At 45.1% G+C, this 20,184-nt stretch carries 13 protein-coding genes and 1 pseudogene; 8 read left to right on the forward strand and 6 right to left on the reverse strand.

The annotated features are described in order from the left end of the window. The first annotated feature begins 6 nt into the window (after positions 1-6). The 3 genes from ACZ5R2_RS08630 (at position 7) to ACZ5R2_RS08640 (ending at position 8,817) form a co-directional block, all read left to right on the forward strand. A complete protein-coding gene (locus ACZ5R2_RS08630; RefSeq protein WP_464901871.1) occupies positions 7-7,050 on the forward strand; it encodes an RHS repeat-associated core domain-containing protein in 7,044 nt (2,347 codons plus the stop codon). Further along, complete coding sequence (locus tag ACZ5R2_RS08635) at positions 7,028-7,363, forward strand: hypothetical protein (protein WP_464901872.1); 336 nt, start codon at positions 7,028-7,030, stop codon at positions 7,361-7,363. The genes ACZ5R2_RS08630 and ACZ5R2_RS08635 overlap by 23 nt, the downstream gene beginning before the upstream one ends. A 335-nt stretch (positions 7,364-7,698) precedes the next feature. Next, positions 7,699-8,817, forward strand: a complete 1,119-nt coding sequence (locus ACZ5R2_RS08640; RefSeq protein ID WP_464901873.1) for a hypothetical protein — start codon at positions 7,699-7,701, stop codon at positions 8,815-8,817. A 146-nt stretch (positions 8,818-8,963) separates the two neighbouring features. Here ACZ5R2_RS08640 and ACZ5R2_RS08645 read toward each other — a convergent pair whose 3' ends face one another. The 3 genes from ACZ5R2_RS08645 to ACZ5R2_RS08655 form a co-directional block, all read right to left on the reverse strand. Beyond that, positions 8,964-9,224: an alkyl sulfatase C-terminal domain-containing protein gene (locus tag ACZ5R2_RS08645; protein ID WP_464901874.1), complete on the reverse strand. Its 261-nt coding sequence runs from the start codon at positions 9,222-9,224 to the stop codon at positions 8,964-8,966. Positions 9,225-9,482: 258 nt separating this feature from the next. Further along, complete coding sequence (locus ACZ5R2_RS08650) at positions 9,483-9,677, reverse strand: hypothetical protein (RefSeq protein WP_464901875.1); 195 nt, start codon at positions 9,675-9,677, stop codon at positions 9,483-9,485. Positions 9,678-9,932: 255 nt separating this feature from the next. After that, the gene (locus ACZ5R2_RS08655) at positions 9,933-10,973 is read right to left on the reverse strand and encodes an extracellular catalytic domain type 2 short-chain-length polyhydroxyalkanoate depolymerase (protein ID WP_464901876.1); all 1,041 of its coding nucleotides are present in this window, start codon (positions 10,971-10,973) and stop codon (positions 9,933-9,935) included. Between the two features lie 1,002 nt (positions 10,974-11,975). Here ACZ5R2_RS08655 and ACZ5R2_RS08660 point away from each other — a divergent pair. The 3 genes from ACZ5R2_RS08660 (at position 11,976) to ACZ5R2_RS08670 (ending at position 14,852) form a co-directional block, all read left to right on the forward strand. Then, positions 11,976-12,950 carry a TRAP transporter substrate-binding protein gene (locus ACZ5R2_RS08660; protein ID WP_464901877.1) on the forward strand — a complete coding sequence of 325 codons (975 nt, stop codon included), beginning with the start codon at positions 11,976-11,978 and terminating at the stop codon, positions 12,948-12,950. A gap of 64 nt (positions 12,951-13,014) precedes the next feature. Next, positions 13,015-13,545: a TRAP transporter small permease gene (locus tag ACZ5R2_RS08665; RefSeq protein WP_464901878.1), complete on the forward strand. Its 531-nt coding sequence runs from the start codon at positions 13,015-13,017 to the stop codon at positions 13,543-13,545. Beyond that, positions 13,545-14,852, forward strand: a complete 1,308-nt coding sequence (locus ACZ5R2_RS08670; protein ID WP_464901879.1) for a TRAP transporter large permease — start codon at positions 13,545-13,547, stop codon at positions 14,850-14,852. The genes ACZ5R2_RS08665 and ACZ5R2_RS08670 overlap by 1 nt, the downstream gene beginning before the upstream one ends. Positions 14,853-14,911: 59 nt before the next feature. Here ACZ5R2_RS08670 and ACZ5R2_RS08675 read toward each other — a convergent pair. Beyond that, a pseudogene (locus ACZ5R2_RS08675) lies at positions 14,912-15,168 on the reverse strand (carboxypeptidase M32); the annotation flags it as partial. 193 nt (positions 15,169-15,361) lie between these two features. Here ACZ5R2_RS08675 and ACZ5R2_RS08680 point away from each other — a divergent pair. Together ACZ5R2_RS08680 and ACZ5R2_RS08685 are read left to right on the forward strand one after the other, a co-directional pair. Next, a complete protein-coding gene (locus ACZ5R2_RS08680; protein WP_464901880.1) occupies positions 15,362-17,716 on the forward strand; it encodes a TOTE conflict system archaeo-eukaryotic primase domain-containing protein in 2,355 nt (784 codons plus the stop codon). Then, positions 17,713-18,327 carry a Fic/DOC family protein gene (locus ACZ5R2_RS08685; protein WP_464901881.1) on the forward strand — a complete coding sequence of 205 codons (615 nt, stop codon included), beginning with the start codon at positions 17,713-17,715 and terminating at the stop codon, positions 18,325-18,327. Before ACZ5R2_RS08680 ends, ACZ5R2_RS08685 begins: the two co-directional genes overlap by 4 nt. Here the strand turns inward: ACZ5R2_RS08685 and ACZ5R2_RS08690 are convergent. Together ACZ5R2_RS08690 and ACZ5R2_RS08695 are read right to left on the reverse strand one after the other, a co-directional pair. Next, positions 18,320-18,466: a hypothetical protein gene (locus ACZ5R2_RS08690; RefSeq protein WP_464901882.1), complete on the reverse strand. Its 147-nt coding sequence runs from the start codon at positions 18,464-18,466 to the stop codon at positions 18,320-18,322. The two genes, ACZ5R2_RS08685 and ACZ5R2_RS08690, sit on opposite strands and share 8 nt — an antisense overlap. 142 nt (positions 18,467-18,608) lie before the next feature. Further along, positions 18,609-20,090, reverse strand: coding sequence for a carboxypeptidase M32 (locus ACZ5R2_RS08695; RefSeq protein ID WP_464901883.1), 1,482 nt, complete (start codon positions 20,088-20,090; stop codon positions 18,609-18,611). Between the last annotated feature and the right edge of the window lie 94 nt (positions 20,091-20,184).

Consider the following 20,184-nt stretch of genomic DNA (forward strand, 5'->3'; position numbering starts at 1 on the left):
CCAATCATGAACTTAATCAAGATTATTATCCAAGCTGTCTTCTCAGTTGGGGTGCTATTAGTTCACTTTGATATTTCTGCACGCTCGGTTGGTGAACTTAACTCAGTTGCCAGTGTGGTTCAGGGTAAGGCGAATTATCACGTGAGCATTGAGTTACCCGATGGAGTCAATGGCCTGACGCCGGAGCTGGGGATTCGATATGTGCAGGGGGCTAGTAACACGACTCTAGGTCTAGCATTTGATCTCACCGGATTATCAGTGATTACCCGCTGCACTCAAACCAAGCAAGTGGATGGAGTTCGAGGTGGTATAGGGTTGAATGAAAAGGACGTCTACTGCCTTGATGGCAAAAGGCTACATTTGATTTCCGGCAAGTTGGGCAAAGGCGGTAGTCACTATCTGGTAGACGATCAGTGGCAGACTAAAGTTGTTGCAATCGGCAACCAAGCTTCAGGTCCAAAGAGTTGGACAGTTTACTCCTCTAGCGGCTTTATCACCCACTATGGGACCTCAGTACATTCTAAGCAAGATGTGGAGGGGCACGGGTTAGTTTGGAAAATCTCAACTCAAAAGGATAGGTTTAACAATCAGATAAACTATAGCTATGAGGAGCGTGAGGGCTTTTTATACCTCAAAGGGCTGGAGTATTCGGATGTGGATATTACGTTCCGATATGTCTCGCGCCCGGATGTGATGACTAATCATTATTTTGGTAAGGCATCAACGCTGGATCGGCTACTTGAGGCCATCGTTGTCAAGCGGGCGGGTCGGCAATTTCGTGAGTTTAAACTCAGTTATGATACGGCCAAACTGCAGGGAAAAGCGTGGAGCCGCCTTGCCTCAATAAAGGCATGCAGTCAGTTAGATTGCACGCGACCGCATTTGTTTGAATGGGCAGAGCCGGAACGGCATCACTCTGAGCCTGTTGAGAAAACGCTGTTTTTACTCGATGAATTTAGAGGCTTCATAACTGGGGATATAAATCGTGACGGTATGAATGATATTTGCTACCTCACCGATGAGCTGTATTGTTCACTCAATCAAGCTAATGCAAGCTTCTCAGCACCAAAGCGTTGGAGTAGTGATTTCTCTGGCAGTGATTGGAGTCAGCCTGAGGATGTCGCTTCACTCGCTCTGATCGATATCAACCACGATTCCTATGTTGATGTGTGTGGGGCTAACCAACGTGGGTATTACTGTGCCTTGAATGCAAAACGTGAGGGGTTTCTTCCTGGCCGGTACTGGACTGAGCAGTTCAGTATTTCCGACTATTTAAGGCTTGTCGATATTAACACCGATGGACTGATCGACCTTTGTAACCTGGACAGCAAGCAACTCTCCTGCTTGTTTAATACTGGAGACAAATTTAGTCAAGGAGCTGTATTGTCGCGAGCGGCATTTACCTTAGAGAAAGTATATCAAAGCGCAAGTTTTCTATCGGCTATCGAGGACCTAAACCCAGTTAAGATGCCACAAGTACCATTGGTTGATATTAATAAAGATGGTTATCCCGACTTTTGTGGTGTTGAACCAACGGGTGACTTTAACTGCTTATTGGGTCATAGAGACGCAGAAGGCCAATTAAAGCTATCTGATAAAGTTACTTGGGCACAAAGGTTGCCAATTGGGCTGATAATCGAATCCGAGGCTTATGTAACGTGGGATGAGTATAATTCCGACAAGGCTAAAGTAGAAGCCTTGCAACGCACGCTTAAGGTTGTTGATATCACAGGCGATGCCTTGCCCGATCTTTGCTACCGTCTCGGACAAGAATATCATTGCCGCGTTAACCTCGGCGATCGCTTTGGTGCGGCACAAGTATGGTTGCGTTTAAATCACCAGCATTGGAATTCAAATCACTTGAAACCAGCACGAGAAGGAAGCATGCGTCTAGTAGACAAAAATCACGATGGTTTAGCGGATTTGTGTTACATCGTCGCGGACAAGGTATTTTGTGGCTATGGCAATGGAGAGCGATTTAATAGGGTAACCGAATATACGACGATTACCCCCGACTTAGACAAGCTGTACAAAAAGGTCAAATATTCAGAGAACTATGTAAAAAAATTGTTTGGGATCAAGACGACCGTCCACGCATTGGCTGTTAACAACGTTTATGGCCCCTACAAGCAAGGTGTTGATTTAACCAAAGACGGTGTAGCAGGAGATTGTTATCGCTCTATTAAGGGCCTCACTTGTATCGACCAAGAAATAACACCGCTTGCCTTATTGAGTCAGGTAAGTACTGCGTTTGGAAAGTTGACTAAGTTTCACTATGAATCGACAAGTGAAGAACATGTCTTTCAACCAAAAGATTTTGATGCCCCACTGTATGGTGTAAGGCCAAGTATTACTGTTGTTTCCGAGTTAGAGCGGAGTGATGGTGTAGGGGGACTGAATCGTTTCACGTATTCTTACTTCGGCTTTGCCGCTCACCCTGAACACGGGTTGTTGGGATTTAACGAGATCCATGTTGATGACGTCCTCCATCAGAAAAAACAGATATCTCAAAACAGCTATGATCCTATGTGGTCGCCTTATTTGTCAAAAACGGAAATATGGACCGAGGGGATTAAAGTCGGCCAAACCGCTTTTCGCTATCAATCGACACCTTCACCTATACTTGATCGATTTTGGTTTCACCTAAAAGAAAAGCAACAAATCAGTTGGGGTTTAGGTGGTGAGCTCTTAACTCGCAAGACAACCCAGTATAAAGAATATGATCGCTACGGCTACCCGAAAATTACCAGAGTAAGAACAGAAGATCACAACGGGGACCTGTTTGTAGAAACAACCAATACCGAGTACCGGCATCTACCTTATCGATGGTTGCTGGGTAAACCAAGCAAAATCTCAGTGACCAAATCGAATGGTTATGATGCCCAAACAAGACATACTGAGTTTGATTATGATCCTAAGACAGGGGCGCTAATAACCCAAACCATTGCCCCCGGTCATCCACTGGCTCTTAGAACCGACTTTACATATAACTCTCGGGGGTTTAGGGTCTCAGAAGTCACCTCTGGTGCTGGAGGTGAGAGGGGGTCAAAGACTCAATATGACAACCAGGGCCGGGTCATCAGACACACCAACCCACTCGGTCATTCGGTGGTGACAAAATATCATCCGTTATGCGGTCATCCGAGTTCAGTGACCGATGCGAATGGCTTAACAACTCGGTTCAAATACGATGATTACTGCCGCGAGACCAAACAGCTTCTCCCTGATGGAAGTTGGCTCGAGACCTGGTTTGAATGGTCTGATGGAGCTGATGTGGGCATCGACCCCTATGGCCTAGCGTTGAGTGATCGAAGTATCACCATGGTGACCAAACAGACATCGAATGGAAGCTCAATGCGCATCTATTACGATAGGTTTGGCAGAGAAGTGCGCAGGGTGACCGTAAACGGTGAGGGGAATGACCTCGTCGTTGATAAGGTGTTTGATAGTCAAGGACGGCTAGTCGCTGAGACGCTGCCGTATATTCAGCATTCATCCTACCATGAACCCCAATACTGGGTTAAGCATACCTTTGACGGTTTGGGTCGTCCGATAAGCCACTCAAGGCCAACAATAAATGGCGATGAGATAGTCACTGAGCTTGCCTACCATGGGTTGGAATTACGGATTATTGAGCCTGGCGGTCGTGAGAGGCGTGAGAGAGCCAATGGTCTTGGTCAACGTGTTGAGGTAGTGGAGAATGAAAGTTCGGTCATTGAGTATCAATATGATGCCTTTAGTAACCTAATTAGAACCAACGTAAACGGATTGGTCACGCAAATGACCTACGATAGCCTCGGTAATAAGGTTGAAACGGCCGATCCTGCGATGGGTACTTGGCGTTATGGTTACAATGCATGGGGTGAGCTAACCTGGCAATTGGATGCTAAGCAGCAGCGAACGGAGTTCCTTTATGATCAAATTGGTCGAAAAATTCAAGAGAAGCGCGGTGAGCGAGTATCAGGTTGGCAATATGATCAGGCGTTTAAGGGAAAGCTGGATAAGCGTTATACAAAAGGCAATTCGCGTGGTTATCGCTACGATAAGCTAGGGCGGACGTCATCGATGACGTTAACGATTGATGGCAAAGACTATTTAACACGATATCAATATGGGGAAGGCAGCCGCCTAAACCGCGTGACTTACCCATCGGGAATGAAGGTTGATAGGCAGTATGATATTAATGGGTATCTAAAACGCTTGAGTATTCCTAAGTCTGATATCTGGGATAGCCAATACGTTCAATTAGAGCTGGCCTTGGAAGAGACGTCAGCACGCATTGCACAGCTCGAGATGCGTGCGTATGAGTTAGAAAATAAGGCGCAGTTTTATATTCAAGAGTCTGAGCGGCTGCGCCAAGCCGCACAGCAGCTCTTTAAGCAAAGTGACAAATATGAAAAGCAAGCGATGGAACTGAATGGTCATGCTCGTTCACTGTTCAAGCTTGCCTCTGTTAACTTGGATAAAGCCTCCAGATACCGCGAGAGTGCTAACTATTATTGGCAAACCTTCGGTAATCGCGTGTTCAATTTTTACAAAACCGAGGGAGGCTACGCTCATTACAAATATGAAAAGTGCAAGAAAAAAGACTTTAAGGGAAATTGTAAGAAGAAGGAATTTTTTACCTCACAAGTACCCGTCTGGATGGTTAAGACTGGGTATTGCATTAACTTTAAGGGAAATAGTCATTGTTATAGTGGCCCGCGTCGTAGTGTCAATTTGACCCATACCTACAATCAGTGGGCGGATCATTATCAAGCGCTGGCAGATTCACAGCAGGCCGAGGCGCGCAAAGAGAAAGCCAAGGCGAAGACAAAAACTCAGCAGGCTAAGTTTGCATCAGAAAAAGCAGCGAAGATGATCGCAAAAGCCAGACAAGTTGCAAATCTGGCTAAAAATCAAACTAAGCTATTAGCCAAGTTGACCAATGAGCTTGATAGTTTGATCAAAACCGAAAGTGCATTGCAGCAGATTTTGGATGATCGTTTAAAAGATGAAACTGAGCAGGTGATCTGGCTAGCAACCAAGCGTGATAATTTTGGCCGAGTATCGGGTGAGTTATTTGGCAATGGTTTTGTGACGCTAAAAGAGGTGGATCATGCACAAGGTAGAGTGGTCCGTATCAAATCAAGCCTAGGGAAGAACAAGCGCTATGATGTTCGATATACGTATGACCGCAGGGGAAATGTGACCAGTAAATCTAACCTCTATTTACAGCGCGAGCAGTATTATCAATACGACGCTTTCAACCGCTTGGTCAATTGGGAGTACGCTGATAGCAAGCAGAATACCTATTATTCCAGGGGCTATCAGTACGACGTATATGGAAACTTATTATCTAAAACGGGCCAAGAGCAGTTTGAAGTTGAACCAAGTGGGTTGCTAAAAGGGAAAATGGTCTATGATGCTAATGGAAACTTAATTTCAGGCAAGGGAAGAAAGATTAGATGGAGCCGATTTAATAAGGCGACCTATATTAATGATAATGGCGATGTAGTTCGGTTTGAATATGGTAGCGAGCAAGAACGCGTAAAACAGCGCACAGGTCAAACAACCACGATTTACATCAGTTCGGAGTATAAAGTGGTAACCTCAGTTGATGCTAAAGGAAGAGAGATAGTGTCAATGCATCACCGATTCTTGGCTGATAACCAAATGGTTGCAGAACATATCAAAACGCTTATTTCTGACCAGAAGCAGATTGACAAGACAGCTTACTTTCATACCGACGCGTTGGGGAGTGCAGAGCTTATCTCTGATACCAATGGTGTCATTCAAATTGAGCGAGGTTACACACCGTTTGGTGAGCAATTAGCTGAGCTCGAGTTGAGTTCTCCACCGTTGTTTTCTAGTCGTCAGATGCGCGGGTTTACCGGGCACGAGAATGTTGCTGTTGGCACGTTGGTTAACATGAATGCGAGGCTGTACGACCCGCAGCTAGGGCGATTCCTTAGTGCCGATAGCTTTGTTCAAGACCCCAGTATGAGCCAAAGCTACAACCGGTATTCATATGTGTTGAATAACCCGGTTAAATACACCGATCCCACTGGGCACTTCTGGGAGTTAGCAGCGATAGGTTTCGCTATTTTTGTTGGCTCTCAGACGTTTGGTGACCCAACTATTCAGCAGGTGGGTGCAATTGTTGGTACGACGATAATGGCGTTTGGGGCAAATGGTATCTTCAGTAAACTTGGAGAGATGGCCCGGTATGCAGCGAGTGGTGCCTCGACGTCATTTGTCTCCAATATAGTGGTAACTGGGGATATTGAGAGTGCGGCCAGCTCAGCTGCGATAGGTGGTGCTTCCGCTATGATTACACACACATTGGCTCACAATACCTCGTTAAGCCGTTTTGCCGATGGACAGCAGTGGCATGCCGCTTTACCGTTTGCACATGGTGTCGCACAAGGTGGCATTCATGAACTACAGGGTGGAGAGTTCAAGCAGGGCTTCATTAGTGGTGTCGTTGGTAAACTGGGTGGCCAGGTAGTACATAGCAGGTTTGACCGATCTCAGGTATATGAACAGATGGCTGGAATGGCAGTGGTTTCAAGTATCGCCGCAGTAGCCAGTGGTGCGAATAGTCGTGATGCGGTGTTGAGGTCTGCTGTGAGTACTGTGACTATATATCTCTACAATGATATTGCTCGAATGAGGATAATGAACAAGAGAGCAGAGAATGATGTAGCATTAGTAAAGTCTATAGAGTGGAAAAAGACAATGATGTTCATCTCAGAGACCTCCGCCTACATTGCGACTGTTTGCGTTTGGGCTGGTAGACTGGAATGTGTGGCAATATCAGGCACAATTAGCACAGGTACTGCTTTCGTTGCCCTTACAATTGATGTGTTGGATGGTGGAGATATTGATGAGGTATCAGTTGCTGGACTTACGAACTCTTTAGCTACAACGCAAGTTTCTAATCGAGCAGTTGAACTTTTGCCATTGCAATATGAAATGCCTGTAAGAATTATCTTTGACTCTTATGGACATGTATCTAAATTTCTTTTTGATGAGGCATCAGAGAATGCAAAAAAACAAGATAAATAAAGGTAAAGCTATTCCTGAGAAGGTTATCTGTACATCTGCATTTGGAATATATGCACCAATGCTAGTTTTAGCCTTGGAAAGCGGTGAATTTATGATTTATATTGTTTCAATGGTTTGTATTATAGTGTGTTTTGGGCAAAGTTATATCTGGGTTGTATTTAGGCAGAGCACAGTATTTAGACAGTATTTAGTGATTCATCAAGCTGCTTTATGGTGTCTGAGCGTATTAATGAGCCCGGCTCTAACTATAGGAGTTATGCTCATACCTACGTTTTTATTGTCACGATACGCAATCAGGTTAGCCGATCTTTAAAGAGACAAACTTTGTAATGAGTAATGTCAGTTACCACGGACAAAGCTGAAGTACTTAATATTACCAAGTGAGTGAAGTTAGGTATTGATAGTTAGTTTTCAATTGTTTTTAAAGATGAGACAACTGTAATGTACTAGTATTGAGTTTTTTATATTGTCTAAGTTATGTAATTTGACCTTTGGAGTATAGTAAGCTAACTAGGTTTAAAAATTCATACTAAATATCATCTGTCTCATTATTTGAATATGCACATCCAAGCGTAGTCATCTATTACTATCAAAAAGGTGGACGTTTACACCTTTAGTTTAATTTCCTCAGGCACAAGGATGATAAAGATGGATATACGTTGGATAGCTGCGATTGTCGCGACCGGATTGTTAGCGGGGTGTCCGCTAGAGAGTAGTGACTCTGGTAGTTCAAGTAATGGCTTCACAAATAGAACACTGAACGGTACTGCGGTAAAAGGAACGTTAGAAAACGCTCGCGTTGCGGCGTGTTTGGCAACCTCTGATCGCTGCCGTACAGCAATTCTAGCTGACTTTTTAAATGCACCAGTCCCTGGCCAATTGGGTGAGTTTGCCACGACGGATGTCAATGGTGATTATGAGATCACAATCTCAAGTGAATATGATGGACATCCGATTTTTATTAGAACTTTTGCAACCAGTGAAACAAAAATTGTGAATTGTGATTTTTCATCTTGTCAAAGTTTTGAGGGCGCACTTGAAGGACTGGAACTGAACACGATAACTAGAATGGGTGGTGCAACGCCGGTAACAGCAAATGCTAACTCGCTAACGACGGTAGCTGCGAACTTGTTCATAGAGTCTGTCGTGAAAGCGGATGACTTCCCTGAGGGGGAGGTGGATGAAGACTCGTTCTACTTAGCGATGCAAGCGGCCAGTGATAGCGTTAGCTATCTTCTCAGCCTCGATATGTCATCAGGCGACGGCTCAGAGAAATTCAGTCTATTCTCGATGGATCTCCCTAGCGCAACCAGTGAAAAACTGAGTGAAATGGAGATGCAAGAGGTTGATGGCGTTACCGTACCGCATCGCCTTATCGAAGAGCTTTCACTCGTCAATGCTTCGTTTGGTGAGTTATGTGCTGAGTGTCGAGATACCCTGCATGATTTCTCCAATGAGATTATTGAAATTGTACAAGACACGGCTGCAGGTACTGATTTAGATACAGCCACTCTGACGTCAATTCAAAACCGATTGGATACCGCACAGCTGGAAATTGATACAAACGCTGGCTTGATAAAAGAGGTGATTGATGATCTTTCCGTGCCGAGCATAACTCAAGATATCAACGCCATATTAGATGACCTTGTGTACCAATTCCCAAGAGTTTTCTCACCGAATGGCAGTGATACAGGCAGTTCATCTGGCACTGGCGGTACCGGTGGTACGGGAAGCGGCGGTGCGTCTGGTGGAGGCACTGGTAACTAGATGCAAATAATTAGCTCCCTGCTGTATTTCAATAGAAGTACTATTCAGGGAGCTTTTTTGCTCAACAGAGCAAGGTAGGCTCAACGATGGCAAAGCATGCCATTTGCTTCAAACTATGCTTACCTTGTTTGTGTATCGATCTATTACTAACTTTTATAACTAGGCATCGGCAGAATCTCAAAATCGACGCTGAAATCATCAAGAACAGAGATCAGCTTTCTCAAGATATCGGCATCTCCCTCGATAGTTGCTTGCTCAAACTTAATCATATCGGCAAACGAGAGGCAACCTTGGAGAACGCGGGTCAAAACAGCGCGGTCAATCGTGACCGTCATATCAAAGTTTTGCATTGGTTGGTGGACTTTGAGCGATGAAAGGTTGGCATTGGCACTCTTCGCGTAGTACACCTATAAGCAACTGCTTGGCCTACAAACCAATGAGCTCCCGTTTAATGGTGACAACATCAACATTTATATGCTTTGGCACAAGGTCATTAAAGCTGAACCTGGTCGTCAGTGGCTTCGAGAGCGGATTGCATTGATTTATCAAAATTGATTGACTGTTAGAAATAAAAAAGCCATAGGTTTCAATCCTATGGCTTTTGATTAGAGCAGTGAGTGGGATAAAACAAAGCACCTGGGATACAGATCCCAGTCGGTTTTGCACTAGCAGACGGGTTCAGCTTCTGGCTGTGGTTTCGTCGCTTGTGCGGTTTCTTGGCAGTTGCATTTCAGTCCAATCACACTGTTGCAAGCTGCGCACATGGCAATCTCACCATCATCGGTGAAGTCGCATTTTCTTTTTTCCATCCAGCGATAGTCAGTTTGGGAGCCACCGCAGTAGGTAAACTTTTCTGTCATAATGTGTTCTCCTTTTCACCTGTAGCTTTGACCGATGATATCGCCTGTTCATCGAGCCTTAATCTTGCCTTACGCATTTATTGTATAGGGCAAGAGCGGAGAAAAACGAGGGCAGGGACTGTGTTTGACTAAAGTCTAATACCTTTTTGTACCGGAGCTTGAATGTGCTACTACACTCATTTCTCCATGGCTTGGATGATGTGATTTCAGTAGTTTTCACAAAAAATATGGTTTTTCTCCTGTGATTAAGGTTGGTCAGTTCTTCGCAGAAGCAAGTCGCTCAACCATGCGGTAGACGGCGCTGACCTGCGGCGAGCTTTTTGAGAAATAGTCCGGGCTGGCTTCAGATGGGGAGGTGTAGCCCCAAAAGTCCCAACAGCCTTTTGGATTGTATCGCTTACTGGTTGAGGGCCGTACTTGAGGATAAAGCACGATCAAATTGTTCGCATCGGCCATTTCATTGTACCCTGTGCCACTGTAGTATTTGTCGCCAATCAGTTCCGCACCTTGCTGGCAGCCATGGAAAACCACATGAATTGAGCATGCAGCTTGCTGGCATTGCTCGGGTATATACACATACCCTGTATCACTCATACTGGTGAAGTCGTGATCGATAAACTCACGCTGATCAAATGCCATTGGCTCTGAGCTTAACTGGGTCATTGGCTCATTTAATCCTGGATAAATATGGTTGAGAATGCGTTTGGATTGGTCAATATCGCAGTTATTGATATATGGGGGTTCAGTCTTACTACATGGGTTGTCGTCGGCCTTATTCGTGACAAAAGCATGGCCTGCGTTAGTCCAGTGGTTATACCAAATTGCAGAGTCTTTCACCCCTAGCTGTTGGTAATATTCGAGTGTTTTATCCATCACCAGTGTACTGACCGTGGTATCTTCTTTACCGCTAAATAAATAGATCCGTGCATTAGAGATATGGTCGATATTATCAATATCACCTGAGTCAGAGAGCTCTTGAGTCTTCTTAAGCAGCAGTGGGGTATTAGGTCCTGTTGAAGACGTAAAAGGGTTCATGCATGTGGTCGTGGCGTTTTGAAAGTACGTCATGTTCGGCCAAGACTGCGCACACAGGTAAGGCCCTCCTGCTACAATGCCTGCCCCTTTCATTATTGAAGAATGAGCAACAAAAAACTGGCTAGTCATAAACGCGCCCGATGATAAGCCTGATACCGAAGTATGATCGAGCTTGGCCTGAGCGCCTGGTAGCGGAGGGGCGGCATTTAAAGAATAGCTGGATAGCATGGTTAGAGTTAACGCCAAGTTTAGTGGTTTCATTGTCATGCACCATTGTGGCCTACGATAACTGCTTTATTGTAGTGGTAAGATTTGGACGAGACATTTTATACGCTTGTTATTTGATCTCTAGCAAGATTGATTGTGCTTGCGCTGAGTGTTACTGAAAATAGGTGAGATCCACATCAAATATTTGTCAGCTCAATCTCTTGAGTAATAAGCAGATAACCTTGATGGTCGAGGCATTATAGAGATTGATGAAAAACCAGTGGTGGGGAATAGAACTTGTGCCTATTTTGTACCAATGCCTTTCGATCTGTGCGCGATTAAGCAGTATTTGAAATGACCAGTGTAAAGTACTGTCTCCAATGTAGAGCAGGCGAGGTCAGACAGAGTGACCAATAGGGTAAAATTGTCTTTAGAATTGCTGATAAATCGGCCGATTCAGAAATCCAATTAACCTCCGATGTGATGTATGTTTTGTTTTAGTGATGATTTCACAAGCGAATACAGACCCCTGTCAAGAATGAGGTTTTTTGGTTAAACAGTCGATTGTTTGGCTTAGATGATAACGGTATATTGGCCCTGGGGCTTAGGATCTTTGCTTGGAAAAAGCCAATGTGACACAGATTGAGCCCTGAGTATCGGGTTATGATTTGTGGTAAGGGCCCCAGTATGCAGCGTGATATTGACAGAATCCCGGGGCTTGTGCCCCCCAGTAATATAGGCTTTACATCGACTCAAGCAGCTTCTGAACACTACGTTCAGTCGGCCGAGTTCGGTGTGTTGAGTGCTTCCATACTGGTTCTTTTATCTCTCATTAATGTTCCAAGCTTCATCCAGCGAATTCATGCCTTGCTAAGTGCATTACCTACAGGCCTAAACTTTTCATTTCACCGCACGATCGACCCGATAAAAAGTAAGTACACAATAACAGTTTTAAGGCAGCCCGCTACGAATTAGCGTTCTGCTGTAAGGATTAGTTTTGATCAACGAATAGCAACAATAGTCAAAAATCTACCCTACAAAACATGGAGTACTACCATGAGAAAATTGAAATTACTGACACTGTCGACGGTTATCGCCATGGGCTTTTCTACGGTTGTTAATGCTGCAACTGAGATCCGAGCCGCATTTAACCAATCAGACAAACACCCTCAATATCGCGCACTGCAAGAGTTTGGTGAGCAGCTAACTGAGGCGACACAAGGTCGCTACAAGCTCAATATTTTCCCCAACGAACTGCTTGGTGATCAACGTGCGTCCCTCGAATTGGTGCAGAACGGGGCTATCCAAATGGCGGTCGTGGCAAATCCTCTGGTCGAGAACTATAACACCAACTTTAGCGTGATTGGTTTGCCCTACATATATAGTGGCTATGATCACCAGCAGCAAGTGTTTACCTCGGGCGCGCTAGACAGCCTATTCAAAGAGACCTCTCGGCTAGGTTTTGAAGTGGTTGCAGCCTACACTGGTGGCGCGCGCAGTATGTATAACAAAGCTGGACCGATTACCTCAATGACGGATATGCAAGGTAAGAAAATCCGTGTGATGCAATCTGATACCATGCTGAAAACCCTGTCTTGCATGGGGGGACAAGGGGTGCCAATGGGGCAAGGCGAGGTTTACTCGGCTATCCAGCAAGGGGTGCTTGATGGCGCTGAGAATAGTGAGATCACTTATTACGACTTGAAGCAGTATGAAGTGGCGCCATTTTATTCAGCCACGCGTCACCTAATGGTGCCAGACTTGGTGGTCGCGAGCAGCATGTTCCTTGATTCGATGTCCAAAGATGACAGAGCCACGTTCGAGAGATTAATCAAAGACAGCACCAACAACCAGTTTGATCTGTGGAAGAATCAAATCGAAGTGTCAAAGCAAGCGGCTATTTCTGAAGGGGCTCAGTTTAACGAGGTTGATATTGAGCCTTTCCGTCAAGCGTGTATTCCACTTCAAGAGCAGTTGATCAAATCTCCTGTACAAAAAGAGCTCTACAACAAGATTGTCTCTCTTCAATAGAGACCCTATTGAGACCAACGCATTGTTGGTCTCATTTTTATTGGATTAAGGGTAGGGGATCGGGATGTTTAGAAAACTTGTTTCCGGTATCGATTTTTGCAAAATGGTGGTCGACAAACTCCTGTCGCTGCTGCTAATTACTATCGTTGGTTTGATGACAATCCTCGTCACCTACCAAGTTGTCACCCGCTATGTATTTGAAAGCCCAAGTGCGATTAGCGAAGTCTTATCGCGCTACTTGTTCGTTTGGCTGGTGCTGTTTGGCAGTGCCTATGTGTTTGGTTCACGTGAGCATATGGCGATTGCTTTTGTGAAGGACAAATTCAGCCCCAAGATCCGTTTGCTGATTGATATGTTGATTGAGCTGATCACCGTGGCGTTTGCATTAACTGTAATGATTGCTGGTGGATATAACAGCGCATTGAGGCAAATGTGGCAGATGGACTCAGCACTGCAAATACCCATGGGTATGATCTATGCCGCGATCCCGATTTCCGGTGTCTTGATGTTGTTCTATTTCCTGTGCAACGAAGTTAGGCTCGTTAATCACTTTATCAACCTTGGGGAATTAGCCGAAGAGCAAGGAGGCGACTAATGGATATGGCAGTCACCGCAGCACTGATCATGCTAGTTGGCATCGTTGTGCTGCTGATTCTTGGTACACCGATTGCGATCAGTGTTGGTATCTCTTCGTTTGCTGCAATGACGGTGATTTTGCCCTATCAAGGGGCAATCACTACCTCTGCTCAGCGAATGTTTGTCGGTTTAGATTCGTTTGCGCTGTTGGCGATTCCATTTTTTATCCTCGCTGGCAACATCATGAACAATGGCGGCATCGCGATACGGCTGATTAACTTTTCTAAAATAGTCAGTGGCTTTTTTCCAGCGCCTTTGGCCCAGACCAATGTCGTGTCTAATATGCTGTTTGGCTCCATTAGTGGTTCGGGTGTCGCGTCTTGCGCAGCAGTAGGCGGCATCATGAGCCTGATTCAAAAAAAAGAGGGCTATGATCCTAAGTTCTCCACCGCAGTGAATATCGCCTCGGCGCCAACGGGGATGCTGATCCCACCCAGCAACGCCCTGATAGTCTATGCGACCGTCGCAGGCAGCGTGTCAGTATCAGCGCTGTTTATGGGCGGCTATGTTCCCGGGATCTTATGGGGGCTTGGGGTGATGATAATGGCGGCCATCATGGGCAAGCGGCGCGGCTATATCGGCAAGCACTCAATGACCCTAAAACAGTGCCTGCAAGTGACCTTTGAAGCGATACCGAGTATGTCGCTGATCGTGGTTGTGATTGGGGGGATTTTGGCGGGGATATTTACCGCCACTGAGGCATCAGCTATTGCGGTGGTTTACTCGATGATACTGGGCTTTTGCTACCGCCAGCTCAAGATAAAGGACCTACCGGGGATCTTCCTCAACACAGCCAAGATGGCATCTATCGTCATTTTTATGATTGGCGCTTCATCGATTATGTCTTGGGTGATGGCTTTTACGCAACTGCCGGGCATGATAGCCGATACCTTGCTTTCACTGACTAGCAACCCCATCATGATCTTGCTGATCATCAATATTGTGTTGTTATTCATTGGTACCTTTATGGACCCGACGCCCGCGGTGTTGATATTCACGCCGATATTCCTACCAATTTGTGTCGGGCTAGGCATGCATCCAGTGCAGTTTGGTATTTTAATGGTATTTAACTTATCACTTGGGACGATCACTCCACCCGTTGGGCCAATTCTATTCACTGGCTGTAAAGTGAGTGGGATCAGTATTGATTCGATTGTGAAGACGCTACTACCGTTTTTCTTTGTGATATTTTGTGTGTTGCTGTTGGTAACCTATATTCCGCAGGTGTCGATGATGCTGCCTACATTAGCGGGTTTGGTTCGTTAGGTGTTGAGCAAACTGCCAGAGCGAGGCTCTGGCAGAGATTGTCTCACTCTGTGAGATGTTTACAGGTAACGATTGTTTAAATGCGCTTGGAAGAACTGTGCATTCAGCGTCTCGCCCGTCGCCTGTTTGACTAACTCGTCAGTAGTAAGCAAGCTGCCTTTGGTCCAAATATTATCAGAAAGCCATGTGAAAATAGGTGAGAGATCGGCATTGGCGATAGCCGCATCAACATCAACCTGCTGACGCATCGCAGCCATAAATTGTGTCGCATACTATAAGACGGGAAGTAGCCAAAGGCACCATCTGTCCAGTGGAGAATGTCATCTGCATGGTAAGGCACTGATTAATTTGAGTAAGTATTGGTGCCAATTGACTGTAATAGAACTGAGAGGGGTTATACCAGGCAGAGCAGTGAAAGTTTATGTGTTAGCCTATAGTTATATTTACATGGTAGTGAAAGAAGCGGCGTTTTTTTTACCATGGATTTGTCAGGCGTAGGTAGTAACATCATGGATGAACTTAGTGTTATAGATCAGAAGATATCGGTACTTAAATCAGAGCTGTCACTGCTTGAGAATAAAAGAAAGCAGCTCATATCTTCGAAGAGTATCGAGCCTTCAGTCTTTTGTAATACTATGTCACCTGAGCTAAAGATTGAGCTATTTCAACGCTACTTTCGTGGAAATTCCAGTTGCTATGCGGTTCGCTGGCAAAATAAGCAAGGGTGTTCGGGGTATTCGCTTGCGTGCAACAATGAATGGCAGCAAGGGCTTTGCAACAAGCCCAAAGTCAAATGTCTAGATTGTCCGAACCAATCGTTCAAGCCTCTTGATAAAAGAGCCATATATGATCATTTATCAGGGAAATCTATCGTTGGTATTTACCCTATGGATGCTGACAGTGACTGCTGGTTTCTAGCCGTTGATTTCGATAAGAAAGACTGGAAAGAAGCTTCACTGGCCTATGCTGAGGCATGCCGACGAAATGAGATAGACTTCCTGCTTGAGCGCTCTCGTTCAGGAAATGGTGCTCATGTATGGATTTTCTTCGAAACTAAAGTGGATGCAGCCAGTGCGCGAAAGCTGGGCTTTATGCTACTTGATCAAGCTATGCAAATCCATGGTGCATTGTCGTTTGAGTCCTACGACCGTCTATTCCCCAATCAAGATGTGTTGCCTGTAGCTGGAATAGGTAATTTGATAGCTCTGCCACTTCAAAAAGGTGCAAGAGCAGATGGTAATTCTGAGTTTATTGATGGAGAGGCTTCATCTTATCAAGATCAATGGCAAATACTGGCTTCAACCAAAAAGTTGACAGTTACTGCCCTGACAAAGCTAGTAGCATCTTATGACTCAAATCAGTCTTCTGATAATGTTACAGCGGATTCCACATTGCCGCCGTGGGAGAGAAACTTACCAGCAATTTCTTCCGTGATATCAGGATGCCCAGACAGTATTAAAATAACGTTGGCGAATAGAATCTATATGCCTATCGAAACATTACCTAATGCTCTGATTGCCAGATTAAAAAAGTTGGCATCGTTTTCGAATCCCAAGTTTTTTAAAGCTCAGGGATTACGCCTATCTACCAACGGGATATCTAGATATATATCGCTGGCTGAAATCGATAGTGGGTATCTTGTTTTACCAAGAGGCTGCATTGATGATATTTGTGAGTTACTTGAACAATGTGGTATCAGTTTACTTTTTGACGACAAAAGAAAGTCAGGAAACCGACTTAGCAGCATCCAATTCAGTGGCAAGTTGAGGAAGGAGCAAAAGAAAGCAGTGGATACGGTTTCTAAATTTGATATTGGTGTTTTGCATGCGCCTACAGCATTTGGAAAGACTGTAACGGCAATAGGCCTGTTGTGTAAAAGAAAGGTCAATACCTTAATTCTTGTTCACAATAAGCAACTCGTAGAGCAATGGCAGGAAAGGCTAAAGGCATTTACGACAGGTATTGAGGTAGGAGTGATTACAGGCTCAAAGAAAAAGCCGACAAAGACTGTTGACGTGGCAACCTATCAAAGTTTGCTTAACCGCAGTGACAATACGGTGAATGCTGTTGTCCATGAATATGGCCAGATCATCATAGATGAATGCCACCACCTCTCTGCACCGCAGTATGAAAAACTATTGGGAGAGATTTATGCTAAATATGTATTGGGTATCAGTGCGACGTTGGAGCGTAGAGACGGTCATCAACCAATAATTTTTATGCAGGCGGGGAGGGTAAGGCATACCATTGCTTCGTCCAGTTCAGTGAAGTTTATTCAGTCCCTTCAAAAGAAGGAGGTTCTTTTCGAACCACCGCTTCAACTAACAACTTACGACCCAAGGCCACATATCGCTGATGTGTATAGGTGGCTGATTGAGCATGAAATGAGAAATCTGCTAATCGTCAGTGACATTGAAGTAGAAGTGAAACAAGAGCGTGTTCCTATCGTTCTTACAGAACGTCGAGAGCATGCGAAATTGCTCAGTGAGATGCTAACGCAGAGGGAGATTCAGAATGAGGTGTTAGTTGGAGCAATGAAAAAGAAAGCACGCGACCAGGTTAATCAAAAGCTAGCGACGACTCAGGTATTAGTAGCAACTGGACGGTTTATTGGGGAGGGTTTTGATCTACCCAGACTTGACACGTTAGTACTGGCATTGCCAGTATCCTGGAAAGGAGCGCTTGTTCAGTATGTTGGCAGAATACAGCGGGAGTATGATGGTAAGACGGATATCCGCGTTATCGATTATGTAGATATGAGAATTCCAATGTTGGCTAGAATGTATACCAAACGCAGTCGTGGCTATAAGGCATTGGGTTTCGATGAGCCTAGTGCGGTCAAGCAGGAGAACTTGGCTTTATGAATAGATACGAACTTGATTCGTCGGAAACACGCTATGAGTCCGGCTCGCATGACAAAGTGCTAGCCAACAAATTAGGAATCACAAACACTGATGAGATGGACGATGTTGAAGCGATTTTGTTAACCAAGCTATATGAGAGAGTCTTTGAGGAGGAAAATACGCAACTGCAACTGAATTTTTCTGATATAACCAATTGGCACAGGCAGTGGTTAGGAAATGTCTATGAATGGGCAGGTTTAGTTAGAAATGTAGATATGGGAAAAGCAGGTTTTCAGTTTACTTCTCCACTGCAGATAGGACGTTGCATAGATCAATTTGAGCGGAGTTATTTGTCAATATTTGAAAAGATTCCAGGAATGAACACAGAAGAGTTGGTATCTTACTTGGCTCGGAGCCATGTGGAGCTCATATTGATCCACCCATTTAGGGAAGGGAACGGTAGAATTAGCCGATTGGTTATGGATGTTATGTGCAACAAAGCAGGACTAGGTTTGCTAGATTACAGTTTGTGGGATAGACATAAAGACTTCTACATTGCTTCAATTCAAGCTGGCGTCGCTCATGAATTTCAGCATATGGAGAGGCTAGTAAGAGATATAATAATCAAGTAGCCAGTGACAATGCTCCGTACTTGCGCTTATTGGACTTGAGGCGCTGCTCGATCTTCTTGACAGGTACTCCAGTTTCGATAGCAGTTGAGCTTGCAACAGCTCGATAGATCATTTTTTGAGTGATTTTCTTCTTTTTCATTTTATCATTCCAATTCACGCACTACCTATAAATAGATGCTACATCACATAACGGAGTTTAGCAATTCCAGAGGATGCATCTAAGCTCTGGAGGTCAGAGATGTGAGCAGTTTGTGCTTCACTGCTCACATGCAGGGGTATGTCTAGAGGTAACGAGCTTTCAAATGAGTTTGGAAGAATCTTGTATTCAAAGTCTCGCCTGTCGCTGCCCTAACTAGCTCATTGGTAGTCAACAAGCTGCCCTTGATCCAAATATTATCAGAAAGCCATGTGAAAATAGGTGAGAGATCGGCATTGGCGATAGCCGCATCAACATCAACCTGCTGACGCATCGCAGCCATAAACTGCGCCGCGTACATAGCACCTAGTGTATAAGACGGGAAGTAGCCAAACGCACCATCTGTCCAGTGAATATCCTGCATACAGCCATTGGTGTAGTTGTCTTTAGTTGAAAGACCCAGATAGGCTTGCATTTTTTGATCCCACAGCTCTGGCACGTCGGTGTGTTTGATATTGCCATTAATCAGATCACGCTCGATTTCATAGCGCAAGATCACGTGCGCAGGGTAGGTGAGCTCATCTGCATCGACTCGGATATAGTCTTTCTTGACGCGGGTGTAGAGCTTTTGGAAGTTGTCGAAGCTAAATAGGCTTGGGTCATGTTGGGTAAAGGTGTTACCCGCCATTTGCGCCAAGTGTTTGATAAAGGCGTCGCTGCGACCTACCTGCATCTCAAAGAACAATGATTGTGACTCGTGGATGCCCATTGAGCGCGCTTCACCAGCTGGCAACCCTGCGAGCGCTTTTGGTAAGCCTTGCTCATATCTGGCATGCCCAGTTTCATGGACAATGCCCATGAGAGACTGGACAAACTCGCTTTCATCGTAGCGCGTCGTGATACGTACATCACTTGGAACCCCGCCACAGAAAGGGTGCACACTCTCATCAAGACGGCCGTGGTTAAAGTCGAACTGGAGTAGCTTCATTACTTCAAGCCCAAGCGCCTTTTGCTGCTCGGTGGTAAAGCTGCCTTGGGGCTGGATAAATTGATCGCTGCGCTGCTTGTCGATCGCCTCATCAATCATCTCAGGGAGCCAGCTTTTCACATCAGCAAAAAGCGTATCGAGCGCGATCGATTTTGTGCCCGGCTCATAGATATCGAGCATGGCATCGTATGGTGTCAGTCCTGTGGCCTCAGCGCGGATCTGCGCTTCTTGTTGAGAAAGGCTCACCACCTCTGCCCAGTTTTTCTCAAACCCTTGCCAGTCGTTTTCACCGCGTTGCGTGCGCCAAGCATGTTCACACTTAGAGCCCGCTAGTGACTTAGCTTGGACGAGATCTTCAGGCAGGACATTACTTTGCTGCCAAGAACGTTTGAGCTCGCGAAGAACCGCAGTGTCACTTTGCGATAACTCTTGCTCCTCAGCTTGGGCAAACCAGTCACTAAGCTGTGGCTGGGTCATTAACTTATGGATATGGACAGAGAGCTCAGCCATGGCAGCCGAGCGGGCCTGGTTACCGCCACTTGGCATCATGGATGCGGCATCCCAACCACAGATAGCAGACAGGTGATTAAAATTAGAAACGGTTTGAAAATGGGATTTTAATTGGTCAAATGCACTCACTAAAGCAATCTCCATGCAGTGGGTATAGCGTTATATCTCAATGATAGCAGTGTCTTTTTTAGTTCCCAAGTGTTCCCATGTAAGCGGGATTTGC

The organism is Vibrio sabulosilitoris (genome assembly GCF_055391395.1).